The organism is Chitinimonas prasina (assembly GCF_030160395.1).
In the GTDB taxonomy this organism is placed as follows: Bacteria; Pseudomonadota; Gammaproteobacteria; order Burkholderiales; family Chitinimonadaceae; genus Chitinimonas; species Chitinimonas prasina.
On sequence record NZ_BSOG01000002.1, the window covers coordinates 965,675 to 978,931 of the forward strand.

General features: G+C 61.7%; 8 protein-coding genes. All 8 read left to right on the forward strand.

All coding sequences use genetic code 11. The annotated features are described in order from the left end of the window. Positions 1–111 precede the first annotated feature (111 nt). On the forward strand, positions 112–5,502 hold the full coding sequence (locus QQK16_RS11495; RefSeq protein WP_284196602.1) for an ExeM/NucH family extracellular endonuclease: 5,391 nt from the start codon (positions 112–114) through the stop codon (positions 5,500–5,502). Positions 5,503–5,680: 178 nt separating this feature from the next. Further along, positions 5,681–6,703, forward strand: a complete 1,023-nt coding sequence (locus tag QQK16_RS11500; RefSeq protein ID WP_284196603.1) for a putative 2-aminoethylphosphonate ABC transporter substrate-binding protein — start codon at positions 5,681–5,683, stop codon at positions 6,701–6,703. A gap of 75 nt (positions 6,704–6,778) precedes the next feature. Then, positions 6,779–7,327 carry a phosphonate degradation HD-domain oxygenase gene (locus QQK16_RS11505; protein ID WP_284196604.1) on the forward strand — a complete coding sequence of 183 codons (549 nt, stop codon included), beginning with the start codon at positions 6,779–6,781 and terminating at the stop codon, positions 7,325–7,327. 3 nt (positions 7,328–7,330) lie between these two features. Then, complete coding sequence (locus QQK16_RS11510) at positions 7,331–8,449, forward strand: putative 2-aminoethylphosphonate ABC transporter ATP-binding protein (protein ID WP_284196605.1); 1,119 nt, start codon at positions 7,331–7,333, stop codon at positions 8,447–8,449. Continuing rightward, positions 8,446–10,152, forward strand: coding sequence for a putative 2-aminoethylphosphonate ABC transporter permease subunit (locus tag QQK16_RS11515; RefSeq protein WP_284196606.1), 1,707 nt, complete (start codon positions 8,446–8,448; stop codon positions 10,150–10,152). Before QQK16_RS11510 ends, QQK16_RS11515 begins: the two co-directional genes overlap by 4 nt. A gap of 33 nt (positions 10,153–10,185) precedes the next feature. Continuing rightward, positions 10,186–11,286 (forward strand): 2-aminoethylphosphonate--pyruvate transaminase, encoded by a 1,101-nt coding sequence (locus tag QQK16_RS11520; protein ID WP_284196607.1) that lies wholly within the window; start codon positions 10,186–10,188, stop codon positions 11,284–11,286. Between the two features lie 24 nt (positions 11,287–11,310). Then, complete coding sequence (phnX, locus tag QQK16_RS11525) at positions 11,311–12,153, forward strand: phosphonoacetaldehyde hydrolase (RefSeq protein ID WP_284196608.1); 843 nt, start codon at positions 11,311–11,313, stop codon at positions 12,151–12,153. Continuing rightward, the gene (locus tag QQK16_RS11530) at positions 12,150–13,256 is read left to right on the forward strand and encodes a TIGR03364 family FAD-dependent oxidoreductase (RefSeq protein ID WP_284196609.1); all 1,107 of its coding nucleotides are present in this window, start codon (positions 12,150–12,152) and stop codon (positions 13,254–13,256) included. The genes phnX and QQK16_RS11530 overlap by 4 nt, the downstream gene beginning before the upstream one ends. The last annotated feature ends 1 nt before the right edge of the window (position 13,257 follow it).

Genomic DNA, 13,257 nt, shown 5'->3' on the forward strand with positions numbered 1-13,257 from the left:
ACCTTGCCGTCACCTCACTGTAAAAGGCCCGTAATCATCCACCGCTAGCGTTCTGCCCTTTTGCGCCGCCACCGCCGCCGCGCAGCCACAACGATAAAAGGGAATAGCGAGATGCATCGAGCCAATCACGCAGATAGGGCCAACCGAGCACATGACCGATCGCGACTGCACCGGCTGTGTTTGCTGGCCGGCCTGGTGGCTGCAGCTTTTGCCCCACCCGCCGTTGCAGCGGGTTTTACTGCCGGTAATGTGGTGGTGTACCGGGTGGGTGATGGCAGCAGCAGTTTGGGGAGCACAGGCGCTGCTGTGTTCCTGGATGAATACACGCTAGCCGGCGCCCTGGTGCAAAGCCTGCCCTTGCCCACGGCAGCCAATGGCAGCAATCAGCCCCTTAGCGCAGCAGGCAGCGCCAGTTCAGAGGGCATGCTGAGTCGCTCCAGCAACGGTGAATGCCTGCTGCTGACGGGCTATGCCGCCGTACCAGGCACCACCGGGCTGGCGGCGACGACCTCAGCCAGCGTCCAGCGGGTTGTCGGTGTGGTCGGTAGCGACGGCAGTGTCGATACCCGGTCGGTGCTGGGTACCGGCAGCAGTGGCAGTTTCAGCGCCACCAATCCGCGTGGTGTCGCCAGCGATGATTGCAGACGCGCCTGGATTACCGGTGGCAAGGATGGTGTGATCTACCTGCCGGGCCTGGGGGCCACCCCGACCGTCGTGGCCAATGCCACCACGAATCTGCGCTCGGTGGTGATTGCCGATGGCCAGCTCTATATCAGTACAGCCTCAGGCAGTGTGCGCATTGCCAGCGTGGGCACTGGCCTGCCCACTGCGGCGGCCAGCGCCATCACCAATCTTGCCGGTATCAGCAGCACCGCCAGCGACCCGGCCTATGTCAATGGCCCCTATGGTTTTGCGCTGCTGGATGCCGACAGCAGCACACCTGGCGTCGATACGCTGTATGTCGCGGACAACGGCGCCAACCTGGTGCGCAGGTTCAGCTTCAGCGCTGGTAGCTGGGTGGCTTCCGGCAGTGTGGCCCTGAGCGGGGTGGTGGGGCTGACGGCAGGGGTGAACGGCAATACCGCCACCCTGCTGGCCTCCAGCGGCAGCAAGCTGTATAGCCTGAGCGACACCAACGCAGGTGGCGCCAGCGCAAGCTTCAGTACGCCCGCCGTGCTCGCCTCGGCAGCCAGCAATACAGCCTTCCGGGGCGTCGCTTTTGCGCCGGCAGCCACGACTGTCAAGCCCACCGTGCAGTTAAGCGCTTCCACTGCACAAGCCAGTGAGGCAGGCATGACTGTCATTACCCTAAGCGCCACGCTTTCCGCACCGGCCGTACTCGATCAAACCGTGTCCGTGCAGGTAGGCGGCGTTCAGATCGATGCCAGTGACTATGCACTGAGCAGCGCTGTGATAACCGTACCTGCCGGGCAATTGTCGGCAAGCGTCAGCTTTACGGTGCTGGATGACGCGGCTGAAGAAGGCGAGGAAGTGGCCACCCTGACCTTGCAGCATCCCAGCAGCGGGCTGACCCTGGGTGCAGACAAGTCTGTCAGCATCACGATTGCCGACAACGATGATACGACGGCCCCCACGGTCTCCAGCGTAGCCGTGCCTGCTGCGGCTACCTATACGGCAGGCCAGGTACTGCGTTTCACCCTGAACTGGAGCGAGCCTGTCACGATCAATGGCTCGCCCTACCTGCAGCTCGATGTGGGCGGCACGGCCCGTCAAGCCACACTGCTGGACGGTAGCATCAGCAGTACGCATCACTTTGACTATACCGTGGCAGAAGGTGACGTAGATTCTGATGGCCTGGCCTTGCTGAGCCTGAGCGGCAACGCCGCAACCTTGGTGGACGCAGCCGGCAATGCCGCCAACCTGACGCTCCAGCAGATCGGCAGCCTGGCAGGCGTCCAGGTGAACAGCAGCCTGGGCTTGCCTGTGCTGGCGCCGCCAGTTGTGCTGGATGCGACCAGTGAGAGTGCCGAAATCAGTGTCAGTAGCAGTCTGGCCGGCATGGCCTACTACGTGGTTCTGCCAGCCGGTGCAGTACCGCCATCAGCAGCCCAGGTGCTGGCTGGCCAGGATGCCACCGGCGGCAGCGCGCTGCGCGCGGGCCAGCTCGCGGTGGCCAAGGATCAGTCGGCCAAGCTGGTCATCAATGGCCTGGCAGCCGACACGGCCTACAAGGTGTATATCGTGGTCAAGAGCGGGGGGGTCAGCTCTGCCGTCGCGGCGGCTACGCTGGCCACTACGCCTACCATCACCCGCATCCATCAGATACAGGGTTCCGGTGCAGCCTCGCCACTCGCCAACCAGGTGGTGTCGGTGGAGGCCATCGTCACCGGTGTCTTCAAGGGTACTGGCAGCTTGCAGGGCTTCTACCTGCAAGAAGAAGATGCCGACACGGATGCCGACCCGCTGAGTTCCGAAGGCCTGTTTGTCTACACCGGTGCATCGATGCCGGCATTGAGCAAGGGGGACAAGGTCAGGGTGACGGGCAAGGTGGTCGAGTTCAACGGCCTGACCGAGCTGACCAACACGCCTGCGCTGGTGATTTCCGTGTTGGCCCAAGGCCAGGCGCTACCCAAGGCCACCAGCCTGACGCTACCTGTCGCCAATCTCGCCGATTGGGAGCGCTATGAAGGCATGCGGCTGCAGTTCAGCCAGACACTGACCGTCAGCAATAACTTCGAGCTGGGGCAGTATGGCAAGGTCACCCTGTCTAGCGGTGGACGTCTGCTGCAACCCACAAACGTGCTTGACCCCAACGACGCAGACCCCTCGGGCACCAGCAGCAGTGGCAACAGCAACAAGGCCGCCATCGAGGCCATGGCGAATGCCAATTTGCGGCGTGCCATCGTGCTCGACGATGGGTTTAGCAAGCAGTACCCAGACCCAGTACCGTATATCGAGGCCAGCAGCAACAGCCTGCGACTGGGCAGTACCGTGAGCCAGCTCAGCGGGGTGCTGCACTACGGCAACAATGTCTATGCCTTGCAGCCTAGTGATGGTGCCCCGGCCTTCAACTATGCCGCCCGCCCGGCCGCGCCTGACCTGGCGGGTGCAGACCTGCGGGTAGCGGCAACCAATGTGCTCAATTACTTCACCACGCTGACCGCTAACAACAAGAATGCCCGAGGTGCCGATAGCGCAGCCGAGTTCAGCCGTCAGAACGCCAAGATCGTGGCCGAACTGCAGGGCATCAATGCTGACGTACTGGGCCTGATGGAACTGGAGAACATTGACCAGGGCGCGCAGGATGTACTGCTGGGCAAGTTGAACGCCGCCGTAGGCGCTGGTAGCTATGCCAGGCTTGAGGACGGCATTGCTGCTTATCCGGCCAGCGATGCCATCAAGGTAGGCATGTTCTACAAGCCCGCTGTAGTCCAGCCCGACGGCAAGCCCAGCCTTCTGGCGGATGCCATGTTCGAGCGGCCGTCACTCGCCCAGGTGTTTGTGCACAAGGCCAGTGGCAAGCGCTTCATGGCGGTGATGAATCACCTCAAATCCAAGAGCTGTGGCAGCGCCAAGGGCCTGGATGCCGACCAGGGCGATGGTCAGGGCTGCTATACCGAAAAGCGTCGTGAGCAAGCCAAACGACTGGCTGCCTGGCTGGTGACGCTGCGGCAGCAAAGTGGCCTGGACGAGGTCATTCTGCTAGGGGATTTCAATGCCTACGCCGAGGAAGACCCCATCGACATACTGCGTGCTGCGGGCTACCAGTTGCAGCATGCGGCGACAGAGTCCTACCAGTTCGGCGGACTGACGGGATCACTGGATCATGCGCTGGCGACACCCGCCCTGGCCAGCAAGATAGTGGGGGTAGCGCACTGGAATGTGAATGCCGATGAGCCTGTCTTCCTGGACTACAACCTCGAGGACAAATCGCCGGCACAACAAGCCGGGCTGTACCAGCCGAATGCTTACCGCTCCTCCGATCATGACCCCGTTATTGTCGGCCTCAAACTGGGCACGGATGTCGCGCCGCCAACACCCAGCAATCCCTTCAATGGCGGTGTTACCGAGCAACCCAACCCTACCAGCCTGCTGGGGGTTGCTGGCACCCCAGCCACGGCCGATACCCTGGACAATGCAGGCGCACTGGCCGGAGAGGTCGGGATAGCCGACAACGGCAGCCTTGTGGTGCTCTCGCCTCCCAAAGGCCCTGTCGTGTTCAGCCGAAGCGCACCCGACAATATCGTGCTTTCCTTGCCGGCCAAAGCACCCGTCGCGCTCAGCGTGGCCGGTGGTCTGGTCACCCTCGAAACCAATCCGGAATCCGACAGCAGCAAGCGAGACACCTTGCTGGCGACAGCCAGTTTTCCGCGTGACGATGGCTCTGTGCAGCAAGGCGTGCGGCTATTGCTGGGCCAAGCCTATGCGACCGCTGGGTCCATGGGCGCCTTGCTGGGTGGCATGAGCCTGTCCGCCGATGGCGCCGGCCCCCTGCTTACCGTGCAAGCCGGCAGCAGCGCTGCAAAGGCAGGCATGCAGCGCAGCGCCGACGGCCAGGCCGCAGTGTCGGCAGAGCAAGGCGAGATCAGGCTGAACATGCCTGCATCAGCCAGGGCTGGCAGCCTGGATCGGAGCACCAGCACACGCCTGACCATGGCACTGCAAGCGGGTGAAGTGGCGCGTTTTGATGCCCTGGGCAAGCTGACCGGTATCTACTTGGGATCGGTCAGCGGCAGTGCCGGCAAGGTGGGCGATACGTTTGTTCTGCAACGTCCTGCCGGGGTGACAGACTACCCCTGGCAGCTACCTCGGCTGAAGGGCAGCAATCTTCCTGCTCGCACAGGCAGCCTGATAGATGGCCTGAGCAAGGCACTGGGCGCCAGCATCGTGCAGCGCGCTGACGGTGTGGTGGAGGTCAATGTCGGTACGGAACGCTACCGGGCATTTTTCACTGATCGCTTCGAGATAGTCCCTGGTGCCAGCGACGCTTTCGCAGTACAGGACGACGGCGGCTATCTGCTCACGGTGGCAGGTGTACGCTACCGCATTTATCCTGCACTGGATGATGTGCCAGGTTTGCTGACAACCCTGCCCGGTGCCAGCCTGACCGTAGGCCAGACAGGGCTATTGCGTATCTACCACCAGGGCATGAGCTACATGGCCCAACCTGCCCTGACGCTGACTGCCGCCACGCCAGCAGGCGCACCAGCCATCACCACGGAGAACGGAGTGTTTCAGCTGCTATCAGCCAGCGGTCAGCGCCAGCAGTTGCTGCCCACCTGGTTTGATCGGGCTGAGCTGGCAGCGGCAGCTCGCAAGCTGGGTTGGCAATTAATGCTGTTCGGCGAAACCACTACCCTGCTTGACCCCAGCGGTAAGCGTTGGCAAGCCCGGCCGGATTACGGCTTTGGCTACACCTACCCGGTGCAGGCGACTGATCTGGGGCATGGTTTTCTCCTGAGCCCCCAGCATCAGCTGTTGTTCCGCTTCAGCAATCCCAATTATCTACCTGCCTATCAGCGCTTCGAAATATTGCCCTGAGAAGCAACTTGGATAGCCAGAAAGCACCGGTTTAACCGGTGCTTTTTTGTTTTTCGGCGGTAGGAGTTGCTGCCAACCTCGCACAGTCATCTAGACGTCACGATGACGTAATGCAGACCTCGTAAAGTGCCATGGCTGGTCGACAAACGGCCTGCCTTTCCACCCACGAGGAGTTTCCATGCAGGTTCGCCACATTCTGAAGCCGCTTGCCACGCTCGTCGCCTTACTGGCAGGCGTTGCGCACGCCAACACCACCCTGACTGTCTATACCGCGCTGGAAGCAGACCAGCTCAAAGCCTACCAGGCGCAGTTCGAAGCAGAGAACCCCGATGTCAAGATCAAGTGGGTTCGAGATTCCACCGGCATCATTACCGCCAAACTGCTGGCCGAGAAAGCGGCCCCACAGGCAGATGTCGTCATGGGCGTGGCGGCCAGTTCCCTGCTGGTGCTGGCTCAGGAAGGCATGCTGCAGCCCTATGCGCCCAAGGGCGTGGAAAAACTCAGCAAGCAATATGTGGATACCGCCAAGGTACCAAGCTGGGTAGGCATGGATGTCTGGGGAGCCACTCTGTGCTTCAACACCGTCGAAGCCGCCAAGCAGGGCATCAAGAAGCCTGAGTCATGGCGTGATCTGCTCAAGCCGGAATACAAGGGCAAGATCGTGATGCCGAATCCAGCCTCCAGCGGCACCGGTTACTTTGATGTCACGGCATGGCTGACCCTGTTTGGCGAGAAGGAAGGCTGGGCCTATATGGACAAGCTGCACGACAACATCGCGCAGTACACCCATTCAGGTTCCAAGCCATGCAAGCAGGCTGCTGCTGGCGAGTTTCCCATCGGTATCTCCTTTGAGTACCGCGCCGCCAAGCTCAAGGAAGGCGGCGCACCGCTTGATCTGGTCTTTCCCAAGGAAGGCCTGGGATGGGATGTGGAAGCGACTGCCATCATGAAGGGAGCCAAGAATCTCGAAGCTGCCCGCAAGCTGGCCGATTGGTCCGCCTCACGCTCGGCCAATGAGCTGTACGAAAAGAACTTCGCTATCGTCGCCTATCCCGGTGTCGCCAAGCCCAATGGCTTTATCCCGGCCAACTATGAGCAACTGCTGGTCAAACAGGATCTGTCCTGGTCTGCCAAGCATCGCGATCGCATCCTCGCTGAATGGACGCGTCGTTACGACGGCAAGTCTGAACCCAAGAAGTAAAGCCGTCTGGCGTGCCATGCGCCAGCAAGCTGGCGCATGGCACGCCACTTTCCCTACCCATCTGCAGCTCACGCCATGTCATTGACCATACCCACCATCGCCTCCCTGTTTGCCAGCCACGGTAGCCAACTCTATGGCGGTGAGGCCATCAGCCAGGCAGAGCATGCATGCCAGGCGGCCTGGTTGGCTGAACAGGCCGGCGAGGACGATGCGCTGATCGTAGCCTGCCTGCTGCATGACTTGGGCCACCTGCTGTTTGAGCAGGGAGAGCAAGACCTGGCGCAAGGCAAGGATGACCTGCACCAGTACAGGCTGCTGCCTTTTCTGCGCCATTGGCTGCCCGACGAGGTCGTGGTGCCCATCGGCATGCATGTGGATGCCAAGCGCTACCTCTGTGTTACCGAGCCCGGCTATCAGGACCGATTGTCCGAGGCGTCCAGCCTTAGCCTGGCCTTGCAGGGAGGCGTCATGGATGTGGATGCAGCCGCACGCTTTGCCGCGCAGCCACATGCAGGGCGCGCCATTGCGCTACGACGTTATGACGATGCGGCCAAGCGAGTGGGCTGGGTCGTTCCGGATATTGAATATTTCCTGCCACGCCTCGCGGCGCTGGCGAGTGAGTAGGCCATGAAACGCCAGGAGTTTCCTACACCAGCCGAGCAAGGGCACCCGTCTGCCGACTGCTTGCGCTTTACTGGTATTCACAAGCGCTTCGGCAGCTTTAAAGCGCTGGATGGCATAGACCTCAGCATACGCAAGGGAGAATTCCTGTGCCTGCTTGGCCCGTCGGGCTGTGGCAAGACCACCCTGCTGCGCATTCTGGCCGGGCTCGAGACCCAGGATGCCGGCAGCCTCCACATGGCCGGGCGCGACATCAGCCGCCTGCCCCCTGCAGCAAGGGACTACGGCATCGTCTTCCAGTCCTATGCGCTGTTTCCCAACCTGACCGTCGCCGGCAATATTGCCTACGGCCTGCGTACAAGCAGGCAGGCGCAAGGTCGCCGTGTCGCCGAGTTGCTGGATCTGGTGGGCCTGCCCGGTTCCGAGTCCAGGTTCCCATCGCAGCTATCCGGCGGGCAGCAGCAGCGCGTAGCATTGGCCCGTGCACTGGCTACCTCACCTAGCCTGCTGCTGCTGGATGAACCGCTCTCGGCGCTGGATGCCCAGGTGCGGGAACACCTGCGCGCAGAACTGCGCCTACTGCAGCAAAAGCTGGGGGTGACCACCATCATGGTGACCCATGACCAGGAAGAGGCACTGGCCTTGGCGGATACGATTGCGGTCATGCGCCACGGCCGCATTGAGCAGGTAGGTAGCCCCGAGCAGATCTATCGGCAACCCGCCAACCGCTTTGTGGCCGAATTTGTCGGCCATGCCAACTGGCTGCCCGTGCATTGTGACGATATGGGCACGCTAAGGCTGGCTGGCATACCGCTTGCCAGCAGCTTTGCAATGCCGACAGGCTTGGCGTCGGCAGAGGCTACGCTGTTTTGCAGACCAGAGGATGTGCGGGTCGAACCGCACTGGCAGCCAGCTAACAACACCCTGATGGCGGTAGTGGAGCGGGTGGATTTCCTCGGCGGCTTGCGCCGGGCCAGCCTGTCGCTTTGCGCAGCGCGCGAGATCGTGCTGGTGGCGGATGTAAGCCCAAACGATGCCGGCTTCAGCGCGCTTGTGCCGGGACAGCGAGTACCCGTCACGCTTCCCGCCGACCGCCTGCGGCTATTCCAGGGGTCGGTTCTATGATGGCCTGGGCTTGGCAACGGTTCCACCCTGTGGGGCTGAACATAAGGCGTAGCGCGGACGAGCAACTGGCTGTCGCGCTGGTATGGCTACTGGCTGCCCTGCTGCTGGTTTTCCTGGCCTGGCCACTGGCCAGCATCCTGATAAAGGCAGTGGAGGCACGTAATGGTAGCTTTGTTGGCCTGGATAACCTGCTGACCTTGCTGACCGAACCCCGCCTGCTTGAGGCCACCTGGAACAGCATGCGCCTGGCCCTCATGACCTTGGCCCTGGTATTGCCCCTGGCCCTGGCATTTGCGTTCGCCTTGACCCGCTCACGACTCTGGGGGCGCCCAGTTTTTCGCCTGATCGCGCTGTCGCCGCTGCTGGCACCATCCCTGATGCCTGCCATCTCGCTGGTCTACCTGTTTGGTAACCAGGGCGTGCTCAAGGACTGGCTGGGAGACAGCAGCATCTACGGCCCCTTGGGCATCGTCCTGGGCGAGGTGTTTTACACTTTTCCCCATGCACTATTGATATTGGCGACGGCGCTATCGGTGGCGGATGCCCGGCTGTACGAAGCGGCCGAGGTGTTAGGGGCCAGCAAGCTACGACGCTTTATGACGGTCACCTTGCCGAACGCTCGCTATGGTCTGCTGTCGGCCGGCATGGTGGTATTCACTTTGGTGGTGACGGATTTTGGCGTACCCAAGGTAATAGGCGGGCAGACCAATGTGCTGGCACTGGAAGCCTACAAGCAGGTCATCGGGCAGCAGAATTTCGGCAAGGGTGCCGTGATCGGCCTGTTGCTGCTTCTGCCGGCTGTCCTCAGCTTCTCGGTGGAGCGTTGGCTGGCGCGCAGCCATGGCGCCGCAATGAGCGGTCGCTCGGTTAGTTACCAGCCAGGCCGCAATCATGGGCGTGATGTCCTGCTAGGCGTGTGCTGCAGTGGAATATGCCTGTTCCTCCTGGCCATGCTGGGGGTGGCAATCGCCGCGGCCTTCATGAAGCTTTGGCCCTATGACCTCAGCTTTACGCTTGATCATTTCGACTTTGATCAGGTTGATGGCGGTGGCTGGCTGGCGTTTTTCAACAGCCTGAAGCTGGCCGCATTGACTACCCTGGTCGGCACAACCGTGGTGTATTTCACCGCCTACCTGATTAGCAAAACCCCGGCGCCCCGTTTGCCCGCCAACCTGATACGTAGCCTGGTGTTGCTGCCGATGGCAGTGCCGGGCCTGGTCCTGGGGCTGGGTTACATCTTCTGCTTCAACTCCCCCGCCCATCCTCTGCACGGACTCTACGGCAGCATGACCATTCTGGTGGCGGCCACTGTGGCGCACTTCTATACCACCGCCCACCTCACCGTTGCGACGTCATTGCGCCAGATTGATGCGGAGATCGAGGCTGTAGCGCGTAGCCTGCGCCGCCCCTGGTGGATCGCCTGCCTGAGGGTCACGCTGCCTATCAGCCTGCCTGCTTTGCTCGATGTGGCGCGCTATCTGTTTGTCTCCAGCATGACTACCGTCAGTTGCGTCATCTTTCTCTACACCCCCGATACCGTGCTGGCCTCGGTGGCGGTGCTGAACATGGATGACGCAGGAGATACCGCCCCTGCCGCCGCGATGGCCAGCCTGATTGTGGCCAGCTCCCTGCTAGCGACGCTGCTGATCAATCTTCCGGGCTGGTGGTTGAACCGCCATGCCCAGGCTTGGCGGACAGCCTGATTGTCTACTTACTTCCCTACTGGATTTGACTCTATGCGTGACCCCCTATTGCTCACCCCGGGCCCCCTGACCACCACACTGGCCACCAAGATGGCCATGCTCAACGATTGGGGCTCATGGGACAGCAGCTTCAATGCACTGACCGCTAGCGTATGCCAACGGCTGGTTGACCTGGTTGACGGCGGTGAGGACTTTGTCTGCGTGCCCTTGCAGGGCTCGGGCACCTTTGCGGTGGAGGCCGCGATCGGCACCTTGCTACCCCGGGACGGCAAGCTGCTGGTGTTGGCCAATGGCGCATACGGAAAACGTATGGCGCGGCTGACTGAGGTCATGGGGCGTGCGGTTTCAGTACTCGACTTCGGCGAGACCTCACCGGTCGACCCGGTGCGGGTAGCCACGCGCTTGGCCGCCGACCCACAGATTACCCATGTGGGTGTTATCCACTGTGAAACCAGCACCGGCATACTCAACCCGCTGGAGGCCATTGCCGAGGTCGTCGCACTCGCAGGCAGGCGGCTGATCATTGATGCCATGAGCGCGCTGGGCGCGCTGCCCTTGTCTGCGCGCGAGATAGCATTTGATGCGGTGATCGCCAGCAGCAATAAATGCCTGGAGGGGGTGCCGGGCATGGGCTTCGTACTGGTGCGCCAGCGCAGCCTTGCCTTGGCGCAGGGCAACGCCCACTCATTGTCACTGGACCTGCACGACCAGTGGCGCTATCTGCAACAGACGGGTCAGTGGCGCTACACGCCACCCACTCATGTCGTGGCAGCCCTGGCCTCGGCACTGGATCAATACCAGGCCGAAGGCGGGCGGCCGGCGCGCTTTGCACGCTACAGCAGCAACTGTGCGGCTTTGATCGAAGGCCTGCATGGCCTCGGCTTACGTCCATTTCTCCCTGCTGCCATACAAGCCCCCATTATCGTTACCGTACAGGCACCCGAGCATGCCAACTGGCAATTTGGCGAGTTCTATCAACGCGTCAAAGCCCAGGGTGTGGTGCTCTACCCAGGCAAGCTGACGGAGCTGGAGACCTTCCGCGTGGGCTGCATAGGCGCCATAGGCAAGGCCGAGATACAGATGGCGGTCGATGCCATTGCCCGCGCCCTGACCGAAATGCGCATACGCGCCTGACTCCTTCTCCCTATGGAAAACATCATGCTGCAAACGCCCTACCGCCACAGCCGCCACTATCATGGCCCGGTGCAAGCCGTTGTGTTTGACTGGGCAGGTACCCTGGTCGACTATGGCTCTTTTGCGCCTACACAGGTGCTGATTGATGCCTTCAAAGGCTTCGGCATTGACATCACGCTGGCTGAGGCCCGCATTCCCATGGGCCTGGCCAAGTGGGACCATATAGCAGCGCTGGGACAACTGCCGTCAGTCGATGCCCGTTGGCGTGCCCGATTTGGCCATAGCATGCGCCGCGACGACATTGATGGCCTCTATGCAGCCTTTATGCCCTTGCAGGTAGAGCGCGTCGCGCATTACTCCACGGTCATACCTGGCGCTCTTCCCGTATTGGCCAGTCTGCGTGAACGAGGCATCAAGATAGGCTCCTGCTCGGGCTACCCGCGCGTGGTGATGGACAAGCTATTGCCACATGCGGCTGCACAGGGGCTGGAAGTGGATCATGCGGTCGCCACCGATGATCTGAAACCAGGAGGCAGGCCCGGCCCCTGGATGGCACTGGCGAATGTGATCGAGCTGGGCGTGAGCGAACTGGCCAGTTGCATTAAGGTGGATGACACGGTGCCAGGCATAGAGGAAGGCTTGGCTGCCGGCATGTGGACCGTGGGCCTGTCGCTTTCTGGTAATGAGGTTGGGCTGAGCCTGGACGAAGTCCAGGCACTGCCTGCTGCCGAGGTGGAAGCCCGACGCCGCCGCGCCGCCAACAAACTGGCTCAGGCGGGAGCGCACTACGTGATAGACAGTATTGCCGACTTGCCAGCCGTGGTGGCCGCGATTGCCCTGCGACTGGCGCGTGGCGAGCGCCCATGAGCCGCCCCCGTTTGGCCGTGGTGGGGGCCGGCGTGGTGGGTTTGGCGCATGCCTGGGCCGGTGCACGCCTGGGCTATGACGTCACGGTCTTCGAACGTGATGCTGTCGCCGCAGGTGCCTCCGTACGCAACTTCGGCCTGGGCCTGCTGCTGGGGCAACCCCAGGGTGACCTCTATGAGCTGGCCCGGCATAGCCGCAGCCTGTGGCTGGAACTATTGCCCGCAATGGGCTGCTGGTACAAGGCCCAGGGTAGCCTGGTCGTGGCTCGCAACGCTGTCGAATGGGCGGTGCTAGAGGCATTTCAGGCGGAGCTGGGACAGCAGTATGGTACCCGGCTGCTGAATGCTGCGGCGCTCAGCGCACATGACGCCTTAGGCCTGGGCGCACTGCAGAGCGGCAGCGAGATCGCCTTCGAATCGCGCCAGGTCATTCCAGCGCTGGCAGGCTGGCTGGCCCAGATGCATGGCGTGCGTTTCCACTACGGCACCCAGATCAACGCAGTTGAATTACCGGTGCTACAAACCAGCCAAGGCCGCCATCATGCAGATAGAGTGATTGTCTGTACCGGGCACGATTTCCAGACACTGTATCCCGCACATTTTTCGGCACTGGATTTGGCGCGCTGCGGGTTGCAGATGCTGCGGGTAGTCAACCCTGGTATTACACTGGGCCCCGCACTGATGACAGGCTTGTCCACCCTGCATTACGGGGCTTTCACCCAGAGCGCGGCCTTGGCCGAACCGCTTGCCAGGCTGCATGAACAGCTTGCTTGCGAGCAGCCAGAGCTGCTTGAGCATGGCATACACCTGATCATCCAGCAGGTGGGCCTGGACGGAGATCTGATCATCGGAGACTCTCACCACTATGGCGCGGACATCACGCCCTTCAGCTCTGCTGCAGTAGATACCCTGTTGCTGGATCTGGCAGAAAGTCTGCTGGGACGACGCTTGCAGGTTCAGGCAAGGTGGCAAGGCGTCTATGCCAAAGGACCACGCCCCTATGAAATCATGCAGCCCGAACCAGGTGTGCAACTGGTCACGATCACCGCTGGGGTGGGTATGAGCATCGCCCTGGCGCTAGCAGAACGGGTACTCTCTCCATAAT

Excerpts from the sequence above, each read along its gene's own strand:
- phnX (WP_284196608.1), top strand. The coding sequence starts at position 11,311 with ATGCTGCAAACGCCCTACCGCCACAGCCGCCACTATCATGGCCCGGTG.
- QQK16_RS11495 (WP_284196602.1), top strand. The coding sequence starts at position 112 with ATGCATCGAGCCAATCACGCAGATAGGGCCAACCGAGCACATGACCGA.
- QQK16_RS11500 (WP_284196603.1), top strand. The coding sequence starts at position 5,681 with ATGCAGGTTCGCCACATTCTGAAGCCGCTTGCCACGCTCGTCGCCTTA.
- QQK16_RS11520 (WP_284196607.1), top strand. The coding sequence starts at position 10,186 with ATGCGTGACCCCCTATTGCTCACCCCGGGCCCCCTGACCACCACACTG.
- QQK16_RS11510 (WP_284196605.1), top strand. The coding sequence starts at position 7,331 with ATGAAACGCCAGGAGTTTCCTACACCAGCCGAGCAAGGGCACCCGTCT.
- QQK16_RS11530 (WP_284196609.1), top strand. The coding sequence starts at position 12,150 with ATGAGCCGCCCCCGTTTGGCCGTGGTGGGGGCCGGCGTGGTGGGTTTG.
- QQK16_RS11515 (WP_284196606.1), top strand. The coding sequence starts at position 8,446 with ATGATGGCCTGGGCTTGGCAACGGTTCCACCCTGTGGGGCTGAACATA.
- QQK16_RS11505 (WP_284196604.1), top strand. The coding sequence starts at position 6,779 with ATGTCATTGACCATACCCACCATCGCCTCCCTGTTTGCCAGCCACGGT.